Annotated in this window: 11 protein-coding genes; all 11 read left to right on the top strand. The window is 53.3% G+C overall.

All coding sequences use genetic code 11. From position 1 onward, the window contains the following. The first annotated feature begins 6 nt into the window (after positions 1–6). Positions 7–3,849, top strand: a complete 3,843-nt coding sequence (locus AABZ39_03330) for a glycoside hydrolase domain-containing protein (GenBank protein ID MEK6793783.1) — start codon at positions 7–9, stop codon at positions 3,847–3,849. Beyond that, the gene (locus AABZ39_03325) at positions 3,849–4,853 is read left to right on the top strand and encodes a LacI family DNA-binding transcriptional regulator (GenBank protein ID MEK6793782.1); all 1,005 of its coding nucleotides are present in this window, start codon (positions 3,849–3,851) and stop codon (positions 4,851–4,853) included. Before AABZ39_03330 ends, AABZ39_03325 begins: the two co-directional genes overlap by 1 nt. 55 nt (positions 4,854–4,908) lie before the next feature. After that, entirely contained in the window at positions 4,909–8,253 is a 3,345-nt protein-coding gene (locus AABZ39_03320; protein MEK6793781.1) for a DUF6259 domain-containing protein, read from the top strand. Next, positions 8,250–10,307, top strand: coding sequence for a hypothetical protein (locus AABZ39_03315; protein ID MEK6793780.1), 2,058 nt, complete (start codon positions 8,250–8,252; stop codon positions 10,305–10,307). The genes AABZ39_03320 and AABZ39_03315 overlap by 4 nt, the downstream gene beginning before the upstream one ends. A gap of 16 nt (positions 10,308–10,323) precedes the next feature. After that, positions 10,324–11,709, top strand: coding sequence for a hypothetical protein (locus AABZ39_03310; GenBank protein MEK6793779.1), 1,386 nt, complete (start codon positions 10,324–10,326; stop codon positions 11,707–11,709). Positions 11,710–11,726: 17 nt separating this feature from the next. Then, positions 11,727–13,940: a hypothetical protein gene (locus AABZ39_03305; protein MEK6793778.1), complete on the top strand. Its 2,214-nt coding sequence runs from the start codon at positions 11,727–11,729 to the stop codon at positions 13,938–13,940. Continuing rightward, the gene (locus tag AABZ39_03300) at positions 13,937–16,372 is read left to right on the top strand and encodes a DUF4838 domain-containing protein (protein ID MEK6793777.1); all 2,436 of its coding nucleotides are present in this window, start codon (positions 13,937–13,939) and stop codon (positions 16,370–16,372) included. The genes AABZ39_03305 and AABZ39_03300 overlap by 4 nt, the downstream gene beginning before the upstream one ends. 22 nt (positions 16,373–16,394) lie before the next feature. Further along, positions 16,395–17,549, top strand: a complete 1,155-nt coding sequence (locus tag AABZ39_03295; GenBank protein ID MEK6793776.1) for a hypothetical protein — start codon at positions 16,395–16,397, stop codon at positions 17,547–17,549. A gap of 91 nt (positions 17,550–17,640) precedes the next feature. Further along, positions 17,641–18,549 (top strand): AraC family transcriptional regulator, encoded by a 909-nt coding sequence (locus tag AABZ39_03290; GenBank protein ID MEK6793775.1) that lies wholly within the window; start codon positions 17,641–17,643, stop codon positions 18,547–18,549. A gap of 146 nt (positions 18,550–18,695) precedes the next feature. Beyond that, positions 18,696–22,409 (top strand): hypothetical protein, encoded by a 3,714-nt coding sequence (locus AABZ39_03285; GenBank protein MEK6793774.1) that lies wholly within the window; start codon positions 18,696–18,698, stop codon positions 22,407–22,409. Positions 22,410–22,443: 34 nt separating this feature from the next. Then, a partial coding sequence (locus AABZ39_03280) for a TIM-barrel domain-containing protein (protein ID MEK6793773.1) occupies positions 22,444–23,711 on the top strand: 1,268 nt, incomplete at its 3' end.

The following is a 23,711-nucleotide window of genomic DNA, read 5'->3' as shown; positions in this document are numbered from 1 at the left end:
GGATCGATGAAGGCACGAGTGCAATTCAATATGTACAATCTCCACATTGCGATTGGAATATTCCTTACCGCAGCACTTTTTGCTGTCGATGAGAACGTGCTGTTCTATATCCCTTTCAATGGGAGTGCAAAGGCAATAGCCGCACAAGGAAATCCAGATGCGATCGAGGGCGCTATCTCTGAATACATCGACGGGAAGAAGGGAAAAGCCGCTGTCGTTAATGGGTCGAGTTGGCTGCGATTCAATGCGGCGGGCAATATCAGCGTCAAACAGGGAACGGTCACATTCTGGATGAAAATGATCGACTGGGATGCTGCCGACGGATTTTATCACTATTTTTTTGAGGCGGCGGGTACTGCGGGAAAAGAGGAGGGGCGGCTTCTCCTGTATAAATATTACAACGCGCGTTCGCTTATGGCGCTCGCAGGGAAGAGCAGCAGTAAAGACAAGTTTGTGGTCGCACCGGCGGACTTTTCCTCTTGGAAGCGCGGCGAATGGCACTTTGTCACGCTTGTCTGGCGCGATGATACGATCGAACTGTATTTAGACGGCGAACAGAAAAGTTCCGCAGCCATGAAAAGCAGCATCCGTCCGGAGTCATTTGCAACGATACTCATCGGCGGGGACCTCAGCTTTGCAAAAGGCGGCGAGGAAGCAAAGACCGCGATCGATGAACTTACCATCTATGGCAGGGCGCTCTCTCCTGCCGAGATAAAGTCGATGTTCAAGCAGGCGGCGGGTATCACCACCGAGGGATACAAGACGCCGAAGATAGCAGTAATTCGCTGCGCGGCCCCGCCGGTGATCGACGGTGCTTTTTCCGAAGACGAGTGGAAGAATACATCTGGCATATCGGGGTTCCTGCGCTCAACGGACGGTGAGCCTGCGACAGAACAGACGAAAGTGTACATCACGTTCGACAATAATAATATCTACTGTTGTTTCCGATCGCTCGTCGACGTGCCGCTTGTCGCTCTGGTGCAGGAACGCGATGGACCGGTGTGGGAAGATGACGCGGTTGAAGTTTTTTTATGCCCCGGCAAGAACGCAAGCGCATATTATCAGTTCATCGGTAATGTAAAGGACACCATATTCGACGGCAGGGGAAAGGACAAATCGTGGAACGGTGCATGGAAGTACCGGTGCGGTGTTTCGAACAATGTGTGGACAGCGGAATTAAGCATGCCATTCTCCGCACTCGGGATGCCGACTCCAAAAGACGGAGAGGTATGGGGCGCCAATTTCTGCCGCGACTGGAAGAAAAGCACGCCGGTCGTTTGGACGTCCTGGTCACATGCCAAGAATTTTCATAATCCTGCCGAGTTCGGCGAATTGACATTTCTTAATGACGCACCCTCGGTACGATTTAACAGCTTCGGTAATCTACGGGCCGGGGAGCTGCGATTTACGGGCAGTATTGCCGGTCGTGCGGAAAAGCCCGGCACGGTTCAATTCTCCTGCCAATTCGAATCGAAAAACAAGATCATCGACAAGGATGTTCGGGAACTTGCAGTAAAGCCGGGTGAGCGGATAATGCTGACGAAAGAGCAGGAAATACGTGACCAAAAGACCGATTTCATAACGTTCGAGGTCCGGGATGGGGTGAACGGCGGCATGCTCTGCTATTCGCGTATTCCCGTGACTATATCACCGCCGGTAATGATCACGGCGTACGACTACGCGGATGAACTTAAAACACTGAAGGTCTCGCTTGATACGATCGGACTGCCCTCAGGATTTCGTGACGGGGCGAAAGTGAGTGCAGTACTCGCCGATGCATCGGGGGTGATCATCGCTGAAAAGACTTCCGCAGTTGCCGCACACGTGATCAAAATGGGATTGCCGATCAATGATCTCGCGCCCGGCGATTACCAGCTTTCTGCTGCGGTTATAGATAAAAATGGTGAAAAAATATCCGGGACAACTAAGATGCTGCACAAGCCCGACGAGTCGATTTGGCTCGGGAATACGATCGGCTGCAGCGAGAAGGTGCCCTCACCGTGGACGCCCATCGTTGTTGAGGGGAATTCGGTGAAATGCATCGGACGGGAATATCGTCTCAGCGGTTTCGGCCTCCCCGCAAGTATCGTGACGCGCGGGGCCGAGGTGTTGGCTTCGCCGGTAATGCTTTCCGTCGTAAAAGACGGCGCGGAAATCGCATTGAAGAGCACGGCCGGCTCTTTTATCGGAAAGAAGGATATCGAAGCCGTATATGAATCAACGGATGCGTCAGGTGAACTGAAGCTCCATTCCCGAGTGGTCGTTGAATACGACGGGATGATGCGTGTGGACGTAACGCTTACTCCGGCGAAACCGCTGAGGCTGGACAGACTATCTCTTTCCATTGTCGTTAAAGAGCCGTTCGCAAAATATTTGATCCTTGCGCAGGGATTTGGGGGGAAATCGTACTACGGCGGATTTCAGGAGACAAATTTCAAGTTTCGCCCATTTGTCTGGTTCGGCGACGATGAACGCGGGCTTACGTGGTTTTGCGAGTCCGCAAAGGATTGGAAACTCAAAAATAAATCACGGGGTATCGAAATATTCCGCAAAGATGGAAATGCAGCCCTTACCGTCAATATGATCGATGCGGGGGCAGAAATATCAAAACCCGTCACCTATACATTCGGTCTTATGGCGACGCCGATGCGGCCGATGCCGTCCGATTGGAGGCAGTGGCGCATATCCCCGGGAAAGAACGAGACGATCAAGATCGTCTGGCCGAGCGGTATACAAAAGTGGTACGGCTATATGCCCGCAGTGCGTGATGAGGACGTGTTCAAGAAATCGCTTAAGCAGTATCACGAAAAGGGCGTGCGCGCGGTGCCGTATACGATACTCAACATGCTGTCGTCGGGTGTGCCCGAGTATAAATATTTTGTCGGGGCGAACTGCTGGAACCCACAGCACTACGATGCTGCCAGTTCTGATGTCATGGCCATCGGTGATGTTGTCATGGGAATGTGCGTCAATACCCGTTCGTGGCGTGATTTTGTAATGCATTCGTACAAGCAGACGCTCGACAAATTCGACATCGACGGCGTTTACTACGATATCGGCTGGGTGGAGCCATGCACGAATATCGCGCATGGCTGCGGGTTCATCGACGATGATGATACGATACAGCCGACATTCCCTGTTTTCGCACATCGTGAACTTGCTAAGCGCATGTATACGCTCACGAGGGAACGGTGTCGTAACCCGTTCATCATTTTTCATATGTCCGGATGCATTGAGCCGCCGATCCATTCTTTTTCAGATGCAGTGCTCGACGGAGAGCAGTTCGCGCTCAGCGTGAAGGACGACTACACCGAGTTCCTGCCCCTGGATATGATGCGTGCGCAGTTCACGATGCGGCAATTCGGTCTTGTTCCTGTATTTCTCCCGGGGCGTGATCTTCATTTTTCCGGCAATGACAAAACGGAAGCACCGACCGTCGGCATGCTCGCGCGCCTATACCTTCATGACATGCATGTGTGGGCGATCTGGTGCAACGGACAGGCGGTCGAAAAGTATCGCGCGGTGAAGGACGCTTTCGGCATGGATGCCACAGTTGAATTCATTCCGTACTGGTCCAACGGAAATGTTTTTATGACGAAAAGCGTGGATATTAAGATAAGCGCATGGGTGAAAAAAAGCGGCTCATGTCTGCTGGCGGTCGCCAATCTCGGATCGAACAATACCGATGCAACTGTCATCGTCGATCTCGAAAAGATCGGTTTCGCTAGGGCGACAGGGCTTATAGACGGCGTTACCGGGGAGCGGTTCAAGCCGAATGGGAGCTCTTTTTCGGTACCGATGAAGAAGAAATGGCTTCGTTTAATGCGCGTCGAAATGGGTAATCATTGATGATAAAGGAAATCGCAAAACGCGCGAACGTATCCGTCAGTACGGTGCGCCGCGCGCTCAATGACTTCCCGGACATCGGTGCGGACACGAAAGCGCGCATACGCACGCTTGCTAACGAGCTTGGCTATCGCCCCAACGCGCTTGCCGCCGCGATGATAACGGGAAAGACAAATCTCATCGGCGTCATCGTACCTGAACTGTCCAACAGCTTTTTCCCGGAGATAATTGACGGACTTGAAACGGCAGCGCATGCGGCGGGATATCATATACTCATCGCGAAGCACGATATGCGCGATGCCAAGCTTGCCGAACTCATCGGGTTATACAATCAATATCAGGTGGAAGGCCTCTGCGTGGTGCCTGCCGGGTGTGTCGCCGCCGAAACTGTGCTTAAGGAAATGGAAAGATTCGATCGTCCCTTGATATGCTTTGACGAACACATGTCCCTTGCGGATAACGGCGAATTACCGTGGGTCGGTATCGATGACGAACGCGCGGGATACGATGCGGGGAAGTATCTCATCGATCAAGGGATGAAAAAGATAGCGTTCGCCGGGTACGACGAGAAGAACGGCTGCTCCGTGCTCCGCTGTAAAGGGCTTACTCGCGCGATCACTGATGTGAAGCTGACGCAGCCGCAGGTGTTCTCATCCGCGATCACTGAGGATGGCGGGCGTGCATGTGCCGCGCATATCATCGCGGAACGTCCCGATGCCGTCCTCTGCATCAATGATCAGGTCGCCGCAGGCGTAGAGCTCTCGCTCATTGAAAGCGGCGTGAAGATACCCGATGCTATATCCATCATGGGCTTTGGAAATCTCGCGCTTGGGCGCATGCTTGCCGTGCCTCTCACTACCGTCGATCAATCGACACGCCAGCTTGGGGAACGCATCATGTCGCTCATGCTTGCGAGCATTGCGGGCGGAACCATCGATGAGAAGACATATCTCCCGGCAAAGATCATCGAGCGGTCTTCGGTAACACGCAGGACCGAGGCTGGTTGACAGTGCACCTTCGATGTACTACTATATGGTGTAACGTTACATTATGGAGAACACAATGAAACAGATCATCGCTTCATTATGCTTTGCCGCCGTCGCCCTCGGGGGAGAATCCGACCGCATGAGCATCACTGTCGATGCGGTCTCAAGCAGTGAGCCGCTCCCGGTCATTGTCACTATAGATATTTCCGACATACGGGATGCATTGGGGATACGCAACGAGATAAGAACGGAGACTGTCGCCGCTGCGTGGGTCGATACTTCCGGGAAGACAAGTGTTCCCGTGCAGTTCAGTCCCGTCGGTTCAGAGCGCGGGATACTTGCGCTCATGCCGCCGAGCGGCAGCATTGCAGGGAAGTTCTCGATCGATCTCGTGAGCCAGGCTGCGGCGATGCAGTTCACGGGTACGCCGGTCCGCGTCACCGCGGGCGACGGGACAATTGTTGTCGAAAATGAATTCTTCATCGTCACCCATACTGCACGCATGGGCGGCATGCCCACGGAAATATCCTTCCCGAAGAGCGGGAAGAGACTGACGAATTTCCAGATCAATGACCGTGTGTTCCAGAAAGAAAAGGGCGGCGTCTACTGGCTGCGCTGTGACAAGGACGCGGCAGTGCAGATGATAGCACAGGGACCCATCGTTGCCATCATCGAAACATCGGCGCAGTATATGAATGAACGGGGCGTTGCCGCACCGGGCGGCCCCCGCGCGAAATACCGCTTCACCTACTGTGCGAACTCGCCCTATATACGCGTGTCCTCGCAGGTGGGCGGCAATTCGTCGGGGCCATGGAAAGAGATACATTTCATGGAGATCAATGTCGCCGATGACAGTGTTTCCGAATGGCAGGGCGGCGGGATGGTGGAACGGAAAAAACTGCTTGCGGATAAAAAGGTGAACATGACGAGCCGCTGGGCCGGTCTTATCACGGACAGCAATGTCATTGCGCTCAAAGGGAGCAGGCAGATCATGTACGACGGACGCGGCGGCTACGGGACATACATCAAGGACGGCGGCATTACTATGTGGAGCGGCGGCGATCTGTCCTATGATACGATCCTCTATATCGGCGCGACCGATGATGCGGCTTTCTCCCGCATTGATACCTCGGTAGTCGCACCGCCCTCGGCGCGGATATCGCTTGACAGCATCGATGAAAAGATACAAGGATGTTTGCGCGTCGCGGAAAAAGACGGGCAGCGCGGATGGGTGCTTTCGCTTGTACGCGCACAGGCCGCTGTCGGCGATTATCGCGGCGCTATCGACACGCTATCGAAGATACAGGCTATCGATGCGAAGCGCGCGCCCCTTCGATCGCTGCCATGGTTCTCCGTTTCGTCAGACGACATCGTCCTTATCGATGACGGGAAGATCGGTATCGGTATCCGTAAAACGAACGGCACGGCAAGCATTGTAAGCATATTCGATCTTCTCGCGCAGCGCGAACTGCTTTCGCGGCCGACGCCGATATGGGCGCTGCAATGCACCGCCGGCAAGGAGACCCGTTCTCTGGATGCAATGTCACCTGCGGTACGCTGCGCTGTCGCGGCAACGCCCGAAAAAAAAGGACTTGTGCTGACCTGGACGTACGATCAATGGCCGCTTACGGTACGATCCGAAATAACACCTTCCGACGGAAAGTTGCTGCTCGGGCTTTCGGTGCAGGGTGTTGCGGATGCGGTGCTTTCGGAGGTCGTGTTCCCGCGTTGGAGTTTCCGCGCGCTTGACGGCGCCGATGACGATGTGCTCGCGCTCCCGCAGCGGTCAGGCACGCTCTCCCGTTCACCGTCGATACAGCCCGTGTCGTTCGGTGTAACACATTCCTACCCCACCGGCGAGATAAATATGGCCTTCGCAGCGCTCTATGATGCGAAAAGCGGCATCTATTTTGCAGCCGAGGACCCGAAGGGTTCGTTCAAATATTTTGAGGTGCAGACCGGGAATGGAGAGATACGTCATTCCGTGCGATGGACCATCGGCGGCATGTCGGCAGGCAACAGCTTTGCCATGCCCGGCAAGGCGGCGCTCGCCGTTTTTACCGGCGACTGGTTCGACGCCGCGCGGATGTACAGATCCTGGGTGCGGCGCGAAGCGCAGTGGATGCCCCCCATGAATGAGAATGGACGCGCCGATACACCGCAATGGTTCAAGGATATCAGCATATGGGCGCTCGGAAACACATCGGATACGCTCGCCTCGAACACCGCACGCATGGCGGAATACGCACAAGTACCCGCAGCGATACATTGGTACAGCTGGCATAACGCTCCGTTCGACAATGATTATCCGAACTATTTTCCGCCGAAGCCTCTGTTTACCGCAGGGCTTGCGCGATTGCATGCGTCGAAAGTACGTGTGATGCCCTACATCAACGGACGCCTGTGGGATACACGGGATAAGGAATCAGAGGACTTTTCTTTCACGTCGAAGGGATTGGCGGGCGCGGCGAAAGATGCTACGAACGGCATCTACGCTGAATCGTACAGCTCCAAGGAAAAGGACGGAAGTCCTGTGCGCCTCGCCGTGATGTGTCCCGCATCGAAGATATGGCAGGATACGATGTACAATACCGTGAAAAAACTCGTGGACGAGGTGGGCGTTGACGGCGTTTATATGGACCAGATAGCAGCAGCCCGGCCGGTACACTGCTTCGATGCATCACACGGCCATCCCGTCGGCGGAGGTTCATGGTGGACAGAGCAGGGCTATTGGCCGCTCATAAAACGTATCCGTGATGAGTTAGCGCCGAAGGGCGGCATACTGACATCGGAAGACAATGCGGAAGTGTATGCAAAATGCTTCGACGGCGCCCTCGGGTGGGCGTTCCAAAAAGAGAATGCGATACCCCTCTTCGCTGCGGTCTATGCGGGCGCGGTAGAGGTTTTCGGGCGCGCCTATTACGGCAAGGATGTGAACGGGCATTTCGCAAAAGCGGGACAGTCCCTCGTGTTCGGCGAACAGATCGGCTGGCTCGATCCGAAGATAGTGCTTGAGAACGAAGCGGGGCCGTTCATCGCCATGGCGGCGCGCATCCGTTATAAATATCGGGAATATTTCAGCGCAGGAGAGATGCAGCATCCCCCCGTGATCACATCACCCATACCGACGATGACCGCCGACTGGGGCTGGCAGAAGCAGCCGCCGGTGACCGCTGATGCGCTTATGACCGGTGCATGGAAGTCAAAGCAGGGATCGCTCATTCTGTTCGTCAATGTCTCGCCGAATGCTGTCACGGCGGTTTATCCGTTCTCAGCCGCACGCTATGGCATGCAGAAAAAAGAGCTCGAACTTATCGTAACGGAGAACGAGTCGGGCACAAAGAGAGAAAAGATCCCGGCGAATGTGACGCGAACGTTCACTGTGCCGCCGCGTTCGGTTACTGTGTGGGAGGTGCGATGATGAAGCGCTTGAAGGAATGCCGGTGGACGGAGAGCATTGTCGCATCTGATGTTTGTCGGGAAGCATCTCTACCGCAGAGGATCACGAGCCGTATCATTATCGCGATAGTCATAGCATGCTGCACAGGCGCGATCGTACTGGGGCAGAGATCGGTATCGCTCGATCCGGCAAAGCCCGGGGTAATATTCATCGAAGCCGAATCAGGTGTTATCGAATCGCCGATGATCGTAGAGAACGATGAAGACGCTTCCGGGGGAAGATATATCGTCGTCCCGAATGAGACGGGTCTGAACACAGGGGGATGTACGTTCACATTCGATATAAAGGACGCGGGTGATCATATTATATTTGCGCGGCTTATCGCAGAAGACAGCAGGGATGACTCTATCTTCGTGTCTATGGATAATTCCGCTCCCGCCGTCTGGGACGTTCAGAATTCTCACACATGGTCGTACGACTGCGTCCGCGAGCGTATCGGCGAAGCGGTCGATTACAAACAGCGGCGTACATTCACCCTCGGAAAGGGAAGACATTCGCTGACGCTTAAGAGCCGGGAAGACGGGCTTAAGATCGATGCTGTCCTCATCGTGAGAAAAGATCCCGGATATGAACCGTCGACGGTGTTCTCCATCGTGTCGATGCCGCTGCCGCTTGGACAGCCGTACGAATTCGGGAATACACCGCCGTATGTTCCCGAAACGAATCTCCCCGGCGTGAGCGAAGAGAAGGCGTTCAGCGTTCTGAACATACGGGATTTCGGCGCAGTGGGAGACGGAACATCGCATCCCCTGCGTGAGAAATACAAAAGCCAGAACGAGTTGGATGCGCGGTACGGGAAAGGCAATTATCTCCTCGACGATGAACGCGATCTTCTCGGGCTCTGCGAGGCGATCCGTTATGCCCGGGCGTACCGCTACATCGGAAAAGCGACGGATGAAAAAGTCTCCGCAGATCTGTCGTGGAAAAAAGAATATCAATACGGCTCAAGCTCGGTGTATATGCCGAGCGGCCAGTATATCATCAACCGTACCGTGAAGATCCAGGACTTCCGTGGATTCACCTTGTCCGGCGCAGGCCGCGGCTGGCTCACGGTGCTCTATTTCACGAAGCCCGAGCCGCTCTTCTGGGTGCAGTACGCCGGCACGCTCGCATTCCGCGATTTTACCATCACCGCCGGTACCGAGCATCGCCGCGACAACAGATCGACCGGTTTCTATATTGTCAATTCATTCTTGAAAGACCCGAACAGCAAAGGCCGACCATCGGCGTTCCAGATACGATACGATAATATCGGCATTGTCGGATTCTATCAGGCAGTCGATGTCGCCGGCACCGACATGGGAGACACGCAGCAGTTCTATTCGTGCCGTTTCATCCATAACGCGATCGCGCTCCATCTGCGAAATGCGCAGGCTATGAGCCTCGACTTTTTCGGCTGCGACTGGTGGGGAATGCCGCGCCCTGAGAACACCGGCCGTGCTACCGCATTCCTTGTTGAGGCGGGCGGCCATATCAGCGTATTCGGCGGTGCGATGATCGGCATGGGGTCGGCACTGAAGTTGAGGCCGAACAGGATATACAGCGACGGTGCCGGCGGCGGGCCGTCGATAAACAGAAGCAACGGAAAGTTCAATATCAATAATGTCCGGTTCGAATGGGATAAGGATGAGCCGCTCCTTTTTGACGCCGTCGATGACGGTACGCTCAACGCGCAGATAAACATCGAGAATTGTGTCGTATGGAAAAAAACGTCCGCAACGAAACTCGAGTCGCCGCTCGGCGTGCTCTGCAGCGGCATGAATGTGAATATTCGGAATATTTCCATACCGAACAATACGAATGCCGTTATTCTTGGGAATATTCAGGGATTTACTGAACAGCGGCGCGGGGTTCTTATCATCGACAATGTATTCGGCGATCAGATCTCGTATGCAGAGACCGATGGCATCGAGAAGCTGAAAACACCGGATCTCTGGCGGCTCGTTCGCAGTTCGCTCATTACCGCACCGGGGGAGTGGAAGCATGCTGTCGATCTCCGCGCGCTTCGAAAATAGAATACGGGGGATACGAATGAAGCGATACATCATGCCTGATCGTGCAGTCGTCGTTCTTGCTGTACTTGTTTCGGCGGCGTTCGCATTCTGTTCGGATGCAGCGGCTGTTTTTGTAAAAGTCCATCCTGAAGGACCGTCGCTCATCGTCTCGGCGGGCGATTACAAAATGCGATTTGCGCAGAAAACGGGCTGGACATTCCGCGAAACATCCTACCGCGGCAAATGCATTTTTGTGCCGTCGGGCTTCATGCAGCCGGTGCTCAATGAAAAGGTCGTCCCCAAAGGCATCGATCCCTTTCTCGGCACCGGTCATAGGCCGGAAGAGGTCGATGCCATTGATTGTATCGTTTCGAATAACGGCATGGCGGCCGTGCATCCCGTACAGGAAGGATTGCGCATCGAGGGTGATGCGTTCACGATCAGAAAAAAAAGCCGATTCGTATCTGCGATCAGCGGCTTTCTCTATTCACATGAATCGAGGGTAACGATATCGCCGAGCGGCATCCATGAGGAGTACTCGTTCACCGCAGCGTCGGACGGCTGCTCGAATGTGAACTATATGTATATGTTCATGCATATATTCACGAACACGACACGCGCATGGATCGTGCTCGATGACAAAGGCGCGTACGTCCGCGGGGAATTCGGCGATGACAATTCGTTCTCGCTCAGGAAGAACATCCGCTATGCGCTCGTCCATGATCCGATCGAGAACATCGGGATAGCATTGGTGTATCCCCGCGTGTATGAAGGCCGTGCCGGTTTCTGGAATTCATTCTGGAATCGCACGTACGACAATAAGCTGTATCTGCAGATTGACCCGGCACGCACACCCGGTGCGTCATTCTCTTACGAGATAGACGTACGGGCGTTCGATGCGCCGGCAGAGACATGGGAAGCGGCAGGATCGAATGTCGTGTCCGCCATGCTCGGTGAAAAGGTCTTGTCGGCGGCGAAGGCTGACGCGCCCGCATCATTCCGCTTTTCTTTTGATACCGCGGAGGGTATGAAACTCGGCACGGGTGAATCGATAGCGAAAGACGCGTTCAAAGGTGCGGGATGTCTTATGCTTGCCGGTGACGGTTCGTATAAATATAAAAAATTCCCGCTCACGCTTGTTCCCGGTGTCCGGTATTCGATATCAGGCGCGATCAAAAAAGGCGTCGGTGCATCCGCAGTACCGACCCATGCGATGGTGTCGGTCATGAATTACACGCCGAACAATGTGCTCGAAACGTTCGGGCGTATCGGCGATACAGCGCCCTGCGACGGGCAATGGCATGCGTACAACAGCACATTCACGGCGAGCACGAATCTTACCGAGCGTGCCGGACTTGTCCTCTACAATGTGAATTCCAAAGACAGCGTCTGTTTCGATGAGATAGTCATACAGCAGGAATAGAACCGCGGGGGCATGCAGTGAAAACGATACCGTTCTTTGCCGATCTTCGAGAATCGATGACGGCGGACACCCCTCGCTTCCGAAAGGCAATGCCGAAGAAGGGTGAGATCCGCCTTTCCGGCACATGGGGGATATTCACCGAAAGTACATCCCCGCAGGTGAACGCGGCGGTCAAAGGATGGCGAGAGTTCATGAAAGCGTCCGGAGTGACCATACGGCAGCGGCGCACCGATGCGAAGTACACGATATCGCTTGTGCAGGAGAACGGAGAAAAACCGGAAGCATATACGAGAACCATCACGGACGATGCGATACGCATTGCGGGCGATGACAGCGGCATCATGTATGCTCTCTTCCATCTCGAAGACATTATGCGAGGACGCGAGGCCCCGATACTGCCGATCGGCACAATAGCGAAAAGCCCGTCGCTCACGACACGCATTCTCCGCTCCCCCATGGCGTTCTTCTACGCGGATGAATTCACGCGCGTACGAACCGCATATCCGGACAATTATCTCAGGAAGATAGCGCATCAGGGATTCAACGGCGTGTGGCTCCGCGGCAAATTGGCCGATCTTGCAAAGGTCGATGTCTTCCCCGAATTCGGCGCGGGCTCGGATGAAAAGATCGCCGGGCTCAATGATCTTGTCCAGCGGGCGGCACGGTACGGCATCAAGGTCTTTATCTATTTCAACGAACCGCTCTTTAAGCGAGAAGATGATCCATTCTTTCAGAAATATCCGCAGGTGAAGGGTGAGCACCATGCGCCCGAGAAGGCGGCGGCGCTCTGCACGAGCACGCCGGAGGTGAAGTCATTCCTTCGCGAAGGGATGAAGTATGTGTTCTCGAACGTTGCCGATCTCGGCGGCGTCATACTCATCACCGCGTCGGAGCATCATACCCATTGCTATTCACATTTTTCAACGCGCGCTACACAATTCGAAGGGAAGAACGATCGGATGCAGTGCCCGCGCTGCCGCGATCGGAAGCCTGAGGAAGTCATCGGTGAACTGGTATCGCTCATCAATGAAGGAGTGAGATCAGCAAATCCCAACGCGCGGGTCATTGTCTGGAACTGGAGCTGGAGCATGTTCTATCCGGACCCGCAGTCGGAGATGATACGCGCTCTCCCAAAGGACGTCATCGTTATGGGCGATTTCGACCGCGGTTCGAAACGTGTGACGGATGGGTTCGAGCATCTTATCGATGAATACAGCCTTACCTTCGTCGGACCCGCTGACCGCTTCATCGGGACGGCGCGCGAAGCGAAGAGCGGCGGGCGCGAGATATTCGCGAAGCTGCAGATAGGCACGACGCATGAGATAGGCTCGGTGCCGTATTTCCCGCTCTACCGCAATCTTGCGGAGAAGTTCCTGCGCGCGAAGGAGCACGGCGTCACCGGTGCGATGGAATGCTGGAATTTCGGGAATATACTCTCCCCGAACACCGAGCTTGCAAACGCATTCTCATGGGATCCCCTCCCGGCAAGCATCGATGGCTATCTGTCATCGTTCGCGGCAAAGGAATTCGGGGCGAAGGCGGCAGTATCGTTCGTGAAAGCTTGGGATCATTTCAACCGCGCGGCGACGCATTATCCGTTCAGCATTCCCTTCCTCTACTGGGGACCGATGCATTTCGGGCCGGCATATCCGCTCATGTTCGAAAAGAACAGCAAGCCGACACCGGTGGCGTGGCTGCTTCCGGCCGAAGTGAAATATGACATGGATCATACGCTCATGGAGCGCGTTGATTTCGGCGATGACATCAAGGGTTATCTTGGACCGTTCACGGCGGAGAAGCTCGTTTCATGCCTGAGGAATTTCTGCGCGGACTGGGCGAAGGGGCTTGCGCTTATCAGGAAGGCAGTAGAGAAAGTTCCTGCCGCGCTCAAGACGAACTATATCCGCGAATACACGGTATCGGCTGCGGTGCACTCGCAGATACTGACGGCGGCGAACGTTACTGAGTTCATCGATACAAGGAATGCGTATCTCGAAGCAAAGGATACCAAGACCAAGCGCGGGCTTCTATCGCGGATGGCCGTTATCGCACGCGATGAGATAGCGAACGCGAAGTTATGCAGGACGCTCGCGGTGAAGAATCCCATGCTTGGTTTCCACGGCGAGGCATATGGGTATGATTATACGGTGAAGAAGATAGATGATAAAATAGCGGTAACGAGATCAACGCTGATAAAAGTTGTTAAGGCACTGAAGGAGATCGCCCAATGAAATCATTACGAAGTATCGTGCTGATGATCGGTTTCGGAAGTCTTGCCGTATCCAGTATCGACGGACAGACGAAGATCGCAGTGGAGCCGTACCAGAAACCCGATGAAAGCAGCTACGACCGCTCACAGTTATCCGGGATAAGGGACTATGCCGCATTTCAGCAGGGGAAGAACGTTATCGTCCTTGCGGAGAACGGTTCGACACGATACGTTATCCATGTCGATGCCAAAGCGACGCCGGCGGAACAGTATGCTGCGAACACGCTCGCCGACTATCTGAAACAGATAACGAAGGCGGAGTTCAGGGTCGTGAAAGTCCGGCCCGCGAATACGCCGGTCATCGCCGTCGGTCCGGATGCGGCGATGCATGTGTTCCCGTCGATACCCGACTTTGAAACGCTCGGTCATGACGGCATTGCACTGCGTACCGAGGGTGCGGACCTTCTCCTTACCGGCGCCCCGACATCGCGGCGCGGAACGGTGTATGCGGTCATTACATTCCTTGAGAACATCGGCTGCCGCTGGTGGACTGATACCGAATCGTTCGTGCCGCAGAGATCCAAACTAACTATTCCATTCTACAAACTCAAATATCGCCCGGCACTGGATATGCGCGATGTTCATTCATATTTCATGAACAATTTTGCCGTATATAACAAGCTCAACGGCAATGAATACAAGATCCCCGAGGATCGCGGCGGCAGGGTCGAGTACAAGGGGCCATTTTTCGTTCACACGTTCGGCCAGATCGTTTCCTGCAAGGAATATGCGGCGACACATCCGCAATGGTTCGCCGAGGTGAACGGCAAGCGTCAATTCGGAAAATGGGATGGGAAGAGCGCCGGTCATGTCGATAACAGTCAGCTCTGCATGAGCACGAATCACACCGATCTCATCGAGCTTATCATCAGCAAAGTGAGAGGATACTTGAAGGATGCTCCGCCGGATTCCATCGTGAGCCTTTCGCAGAACGATGGTGACGGTTCGGGAAAATGCGAATGTGTCGACTGTGCTGCTGTTGAAAAGGAGGAGGGAAGTCCGTCTGGGCCGATACTGCGATTCGTGAACATCATCGCTGCTGACATAGAAAAAGACTTCCCACAGGCGAAGATCGATACGCTTGCATATCAGTACAGCGAAAAACCGCCAGCGATAACCAAACCGCGCGCGAACGTGGTCGTGCGGTTGTGCGCGTGGAACAGGACGATCAATCTTGCGCCGTATGATTCGAAAGTGAACGAGCGTTTCGGGAGTGCGATCATTGGTTGGAGCAAGATAGCCCCGGCGATACATATCTGGGATTATACGACCGATTTTTGGAATTACAGCAAACAATTCCCGAGCATCTTCGCGACGTGTTACAATATGCGTCTGTTCGCCAGGAACGGAGTGAAGTCCGTATTGCTGCAGAGCAGCTTTAATACGCGCGCCGGGGATATGACCGATCTGAAACACTGGATATATGCAAAAATACTCTGGGACCAGCAGCTCGACGAGAAAGCGCTGATAAAGGAATTCATCAGCGGCTATTACGCAGAAGGCGCGCCGTATGTACAACGGTATATCGATATCCTGTATGCATGCGATCCTCTCGGTGATGAATACATCAAGGCCGCTTTCTTGGACAAAGCGTACGCGCTCTATACCGCGGGAAGAATGGCGGTGAAGAACGATGCACAATCACTCAAGCGATTTGAGCTGGCCTTCATGCCGGTGCTGAACGCCGTCATGGTGAACTGGCCTGTGCTCAGACAGGAATGCGAGGGAAAACCCTGGCCGTTCCCGGAAAAAGCAGCCGCTCTCGCGGATGAGTATATACGCATCTGCAGCGAGAATAATGTTGTGAAAGCCAATGAAGCGGGTGAGACCACAAAACAGTGGGGGGAGAAATACCGCGCCGGTCTTCGTGTCGGCAAACCGGGAGAGTCTCTAACAGCGAAAAGAGTGGGAAAACCGGCCGAAGAGTTCAAGCATATCGCTGCGGCGGACAAACGCGAGATACAGGATGACTTGTTCCGGCTGCATCAACCAGGAAAATCTTCTTTTATAGTGAACGATGAGAAGGCATCGGATGGATATGCGGTATCGATGCCTTCAACGCATACAGAATGGGCTGTGCAGGTGCCGCTCGCGATAATGCCTCCGAAGGAAGGGGCTTCCGGCAAGTGGAAGATATATGCTGAGATAAAGATAAAAAAGACGGGCGATGCCGGTTCTGCGTTCGAAGCCGGCGTCTATGACACGTATACGAAGAAGTACCCGGCGAAGGTCACGCTGAACGTTCAGGACGTAAAGGGTGCGGACTATCATTCCTATCTCATCGGATCGATGATCTTCGACGCAGGGGTGTTCATCTATATCGCGCCGACGAAGAACCCGGAGAATGTGAAAGAAGTGATCGTCGACAGGATAATGCTTATTCGCGATGAGTGAACCCGACCGCGAGGGATTTTGGATGAAAAAAACATCAACAAAAGGTTTTATCACGCACTTCATACACAAAAGCGTGTCGACCCGCATCAAGGCTGTCGAATTCATTCCCGGACGATCGCATACCGAGGCGATCGCGGCCGCTATCGCTTCGGCGGAACTATCAGGATCGATTGCAGAGATCGTCTTGGACACACAGGATTGGATAATAGACAGGGCGATACGTCTGCCGTCGAACACGGACCTCACTATCGACGGATGCACGCTCAAGCTCGCCGACGGCGTATTCGACAATATCATACGCGTCGCGGGCATCACGCCGAACCCCAACGACCCCAACGGCATATGCAGATCGATACAGCCGACGGAGAACATCAGGATAATCGGACGCAATGGCGCGGTGATAGAAGGGGCCGATCATCCGTACTCCGCACCGAACCCGAAGACCGGTGTCGTCGAACCGTGGGTGGGCGATTTTTTCGGCTGGCGTACGGTCGGCATACTCCTTTCGGGTGCGCATAACTACGATATCTCCGGTTTTACCATGCAGAAGACGCACTGCTGGGCGATCTCTCAGGACAGCTGCACGCACGGAGCGCTGCATGATATCGTCTTCAACACGGATGTGAAGAACGGCGATGGTATCGACTTCAGGAACGGCTGCGCGCACTGCCTTGTAGAGAACATCTCCGGCACTACCAGCGATGATACGATAGCCCTTACCGCATTGGACGAGAGCGTTGTTTCCGGTCCGGGATCAAGATATATATACCCCATGCAGCCGATGGGAATGAAGCATGCATCCGACGATCCGGACATCCATGATATCGTCGTGCGGAACATTTTCACAGGCGGGCAGCATCACGCGGTGATCTGCCTTGCGACATCACCGTCGGTATATGATATCACGATAGAGAACGTCATTGAAGAAGCGCCGTCATCGCGTGAATCATGCGTGAAGATATATACCGGATATGGCACGGGGTACAGGAAAGAAAATCTGCGGAATATTTCCGTCGCGAATGTGGTCTCCCGCGGTGCCCGCTATGCGGTCATGGTCAAGGCTGATGTCAGTAATGTGCGCTTTGAGAACATCCGTCAGGCAAGACCCGATGGCGAACGCACCCTGTTCGAAGGCGATAACAGGAATAGCATCATAATGGACGCCGCTGCGCATTGAGGATGCGGAAAACTTTGCTGCGCTGTCATTCGTCCGCTCTGCTGCCTGCGACGGCGTTGACGCATTTTCGCTGCGGGAATATACTACGCGTATGAAAACGGAAAAAACGAAAACTCATCCGGTCCGGTACAGCAGCGACAGTTTTTTCGCATCGAAGCGCCGTTTCCATATCGTTCGGAACAGCGCCGATGACAACCGTCCCTGGATGGTCCATGACTTTTTCGCGATGGTGTATATCCTCGAGGGATCGGGCACGTACAAGACATCGAAGCGGCAGAAGTCGGTAAAGAAAGGCGATGTATACTTCCTGAACGCCGGTGAACCGCATCGGTGGCTCGTGAAAAGCGGCGTCAGGAACATCACGTTCTACTTCAAACGATCGTTCGTGACGGGAATATTATCTGCGCTTCCGTTCAAGCCGTTCCTGAAGGACGCATGTCTTCTGGATTTCGCCGAAGGCAGACAAAACGGATTTTTCTCCATACCGCTTCTTGCCGGGCAGTCACTTGAGGTCAGATCGATATTTGAATCCATGCTGTCCGAATATGACGAACAGTCCGACTGTTACGAAATAAGCATACAAGCGCTCTTTACCCGTCTGCTCATAGTGCTCCATCGCTTCCATGCGCGGAAAATCGCGCGCATCGATAATGAATACGGCCGGGAAAAACAGGCGATCATTTCGGCATTGGAATTCATTCAAAGCAACTACACGCGCGACCTCACATTGCAGGAGATAGCAGTACCGCCGCTGCGTCCGGAATATTTCTCGCGTCTTTTCAAAAAGCATACCGGCTATCGTGTCATCGAATACCTCAATGAGATGCGCATCCTCAAAGCATGCGACCTTCTGGAGCACTCGGACAAAATAGTTATCGAGATAGCGCGGGCCGTGGGTTACCAGAACATCACATTCTTCAATAGAATGTTCAAGAAGCTCATGCACACCACGCCGAAGGGGTATCGGTCGGCGAAAATGCGTATGAAAAAAGTGTCATAAAATTACCGTTTTGTGTTAGGAAAAAGCAGTGCCGCAGTTTATACTATGGTGATGAAGATGGTCGAATCGATTCGGAGATTAGGATGCACCGATATGACGTAGCGGCCATATGATGGGAATGTTATGTAAGTGAAAGGAGCTGCTGCATGGTAACGAGAATGTTATTAATCATCACGGTCGTGATCGGGTTTTGTATTCCGATATTCGCAGGGGAGAAGCTGGAAGTCAAAGGCAATTTCACAAAACTGGGTTCAGTTGCCGGCAAAGACGGCATCCCTGTCGGTTGGGTGCCGAACGCACCCGGAAGCTGGGATGATTCGATAGTTCCCTCGCTTGCTGTTATTCCTGATCTCGATAAAAAAATGCTGCGCATGACCTCACAAGCAAAAAAGATGCAGCTTTATTACGGTAAAAAGTGGGCGATCGCTCCTGAAGATAAATGCTTTGTCAAAGCGATCGTCAAAGGCAAAGGGGGCGTTGATCTGGGCGTTTATTTCTATCCGGGCGGCGGGGCGTTGCTGAAGGGATTCCAAGCGACCGAAGTATGGACGGAATATACATCGGAAATTACAATCCCGAAGATCAGCGGTTATGCCGCCGATCCTGTGATCAAGGAAATATTCGTAGTCTTCGGCATTACACCCGGCTCGTCGATCGAGTTCGCGGACGTTACGGCAGAGATAATAAAAAAGGGCGAGCGATGTATTGTCGCTCCCGGGGCGTCGCTGACCGGCGCAGAACCGGTCTGTTCGGTATATGCGTTAGCGCAGTCTCCGGAGATGGACGGCAAATGGGATGAAAGTGTCTGGAAAAATATTCCCGTCACGGCCGGGTTCAGGAATTATAAGAACGGCAGTGCGGTAACCGAGCGGCAGACCGGATTCAAAACGGGGGCGTACGGTGAGAACCTTTACATCGCGGTAAAATGCAAGGAGCCGGAACCGGACAAGATCAAGGTCGATCCGGACAATTACAGCAAAGGCTGGTATCCGGACGATAATCTTGAATTCTTTTTTACTCACGACAGAACCCCGCGTGTTTTTAAGCAATTCGTCGTCAACAGCAGTGCTGCCCGGTGGTGTAATGTTCCCAATGCTGACGGGGCATGGCAGGCTGCAGCATATAGAGGCGACGACTTCTGGAGTGTGGAGATAAAAATTCCATTCTCTCTGCTTAGTATCAGCGGTGATGTTACTTCGGAACTATTCATGTTCAATCTGGCACGTGCCGCATACAGAAATCCGGAAAATGAACAACTTTCAAGTTTCGCCTCGGTGAAAGACGGTTTTGGTGATGTTGACAAATTCGCATTGTTGACGTCCTTCAAAGAGACTGCACCGGATGATCTGGCTGAGATGCAAAAATATCTGAATCCGTTGAGGAATTGGATGTCCTATCGGTTATGGAAGATCGCCAATGTCAAAGAGGGCATTCTCGTTGACCGACAGGTCGATGATAATATCAGGGACATTGCAGCCTTGAAACAGCAGGCGAAAACAATACTTGAAAGTAAAATCACGAACGGGGCATTGCAGCTTATTATGCAGTATGAAAAGCGCATCAGCGAAACCGGCACACTGGTGAAACTGCTTTCTGTTGCGGTCAAGGATCGTGATGCAAAGACAAAAATTTTCGGCAACGGCAAAGAAATTGCGGCGGACGCTTCCGGTAAATGCAGTGTCGGATTGAAAGAAGGCGTAAATGTGATCGGCTTGAAAGTAGTCGCACGCGGAGGAAATCCCGGCGTGCGGCTCAGTATCGCCGGTCAGATGGAGCTGGAAAGCCGCTGGCGTGTCGGTACTGCCGATAATGACGGCTGGCTCACCTCATCCTTTGATGACCGCACTTGGAAGAAAGCCGAGACCGACAAGGACGGTTATCTGCGCGTGCCGGATGGAATAACCGGTGATGTGTGCTTCCGGCAGATCGTTCTTTGGAGCGAAAATCATTACAGCAGTCTTTCCTGCATTCAGCCGAAGGTGCGCGAATGGTGCTTTTCCGAGAAGAGTATGGAAAATCTTATCCACAATCTCTATTCACCGCCGCCGCTAACGTTTGCCCTTGAAGACTATGAGTTCATTCTTGATGTGCCGAAGGGGTTTCGTTTGCTTGAGGATAGATCGACCAACGAGACAAAGAGCGGAAGAGTTACCCGTCGCCCGCAGAAAGTCGCGGCGGAGGAAGTGAAACGTGATGGTCAGCCATATACCCGATATCGGTTGTCGTATAATCCCGAGTTCGTGCAGCCGGATGACACGAACAGCAAAGTGACATGGCAGAGTGGTGAGATCATCGCGATTAACAAGCAGGGCCAGGCATCACTTATTCCGCTGGTATTGAACGAGTACACGGGAGCGGATAAGCAATGCAAATTTTATTTCAGGCGTTCGGCATCCGGAAATCTGACTGAGATCGAACAGACGCTGCCCGTGCGCGTTCTGCCGCCGATCAACGGGCGTGTGCCGAAGAAGGTCGTGATACAGCAGTATATTCTCCCCTGGCTTTTAGGCGGCTTAGGCGGCAGTTCATTTTTTCCGGAACAATTGGATTTTTATATGCGCCAAACGCTTGATAACGGGTTTAATTCATGGATCATTCCCCCGTCTGGTGATGCGTATGTGAAAGATATTTATTCCCGGGTGATCGAGCAAGGCGGGGAGATCGTACTTTGGTCGCCGAACAACTATCCGCTTCACGGAGGTATTAGAACGAACTTTGCCCTTGGTCAATTGATGGAAGGGACGCCGGAGTCGCGTGCCCGATTTTTCAATGAAGCAGAAAGACGTAAAGACAATGCTCAGTTCTGTCGAACGTTCGCTGCCGGTGAAGGTTCGGCGCAGTTCAAAGCGGCGGTTACAAAGGATATTGGTTCTATGCTCAACGGGTCTGCGGAATTGAAATATATCGGATTCCCCAAAGCGGCTGTTTTTTATATCGATTGGGAGCAGAATATCTGGCGCGATAAAAGCTATTGCTTCTGCGACAACTGCAAAAGCGCATTTCGCACCTATGCCTCACTGCCGTCCGCGGCGGATATGTCCGACGGCTCTATTCAAAAGAACTACAATGGTGATTGGAAGTCATTTCGCGAGCAACAGGAAGGGCTCATTAATGGGATCATTCGCGAAGTATGCGGCGAGCTTGGGCTTAAATATATGTTGTACGATGATGTATTCAATAATGGTTATTGGGAAGCAAGTAAGGACAGATTCGATATCGCTTTCCCGGGATGGCCGGGTGACGGCACGGCGGTCGGCAATGGAGGATATTCTACCACGAAAGACTTTCCTGTGACGCAGCAGTCACTTGACGAGCGCATGAGCTTCTTTCGTGAAAAAGCGGGAGCGAATCAAATGCGCGGACAGTTGTTCGCGACGGTATGGGAGATCAGCTTTACGAAACCCGGGAGCAGCTGGATACAACGCTCAGGTTCGACGAAAGACGGGTTCATCGATGCAAAAGGTTTAAAATCTCAAATTCTGCGAATTGTGGCAGCCTTTCACGGCGGCGTTGATCTTGGCTGTGCGGTAAATCGTGTTGCGGGTCAGCTGTATTACATCGGTGAAGCAACGCGGATGATATCTCAATACGAAGACCTTTTCTACGACGGAAAACGGCAGGACGATTTGGCGGAATCTGAGCAGTTGAAATATCCGAATCTTTTGGTTCTCACAAAAGGCGATGATCGATTGGTATTGTTGTTCAATGAATCAGACACGCCACTGGTCGTGCAGCTGAACAACAAAAAGCTGAAAGGGCAAAGTGCTTCGGTGTATGGAAGTCCGGAGAAGATAAGCGCTCCGGAAAAGATGAATGCTCTAGTGCCTGCCGGTGATGTGACGGCCGTATATATCAAATGAGCTCTGATACAATCAAAAAAAGTAAAGGGGACACATGAATACCGATCTTTCCTCCATTAAAATCGAAAATGGTAATGCTCTCATTGTCAATGCAGTGTCCGAATCGATATTCCGTGTGCGGATAAGCGCTGATGGAAAATTCCGCGACAGCGGACTTTCCCGGTACGGAATTCTTAAGACGGATTGGCCGGAATGTACATGCGATACTCGTAAAAAAACGGGGACGATAGAGCTTCAGACCGCAAAGGCAACGCTTGCCGTGTCGCTTGCGGACGGGAGTGTCACGCTCAAAAACGAAAAGGGCATCGTACTTGACCAGAAGGACGCGCCTGTTTCAGATCGTGAAAGCGGATCTCGATTGGCATTCAGGCTGGATGCGACCGAGCGTTTGTTCGGATTGGGTGATGAGAATCGAGAGTGTGTGTCCAAGCGCGGGCATAAGGCGAGAATGGTGGTGACGAACGTTGCTACCTATGAGCCGATGCCGTTCGTGATGAGCACGCGCGGCTGGGGCCTTTTCCTCAACACGACGTGGTATCATTATGCCGATCTCGGCGCGACCGACAGGAATACCGCAGTGTTCAGCTCCGAAAAAGGGACACTGGACTATTTTTTATTTGTCGGCGACAGCCTTCGGGAACTTCTGTCCGTCTACACTGAGATCGCCGGGCGGCCGGCGCTTCTGCCGAAATGGGGCTACGGAATGACGTTCGTCTGCGACGAGCGCGAGTTCAGGGCGCGGGACATGCTCTATGAAGCGTATGAATTCCGGCGGCATGAGGTCCCCTGCGATGTGATCGGCCTTGAACCGGGCTGGATGGAAAAGCATTATGATTTCTCGGTAGATAAAAAATGGAGCGATGATCGTTTCCATATACCGGTGTGGCTCAAGGACCGCAACTTCGGAAAATTCACCGATGCGCTCAGGAATATGGGCTTTAAGATGAGCCTCTGGCTTTGCTGTGATTATGATCTCAGTGAATATGAGGAAATGCTGATAAAAGGAAAAGATACGCCGACATCCGGACCAACAGCGGACGAGTCAGTCAGCATGGAGGATAATCTCATTAAAGATCCGCACTTCGTCCCCCGATACATGGATGATGTAACGAAACGCGGGGAGCCGTGGTTCAAACATCTTGAGAAATTCGTGGACGACGGTGCATCGGCGTTCAAGCTGGACGGCGCGAACAGCGTGTGCTTCCACCCGGACAGGAAATGGATGAACGGCATGGAGGATGCGGAAATGCACAACCTCTATCCGGTGCTCTACGTAAAGCAGATGGCCGATGGATATCAGGC

It is taken from the genome of Spirochaetota bacterium (assembly GCA_038043445.1).
Lineage (GTDB): Bacteria > Spirochaetota > Brachyspiria > Brachyspirales > JACRPF01 > JBBTBY01.
The sequence above is the reverse complement of the archived record's forward strand: the minus strand, read 5'-3'. Positions and strand labels throughout refer to the sequence as shown.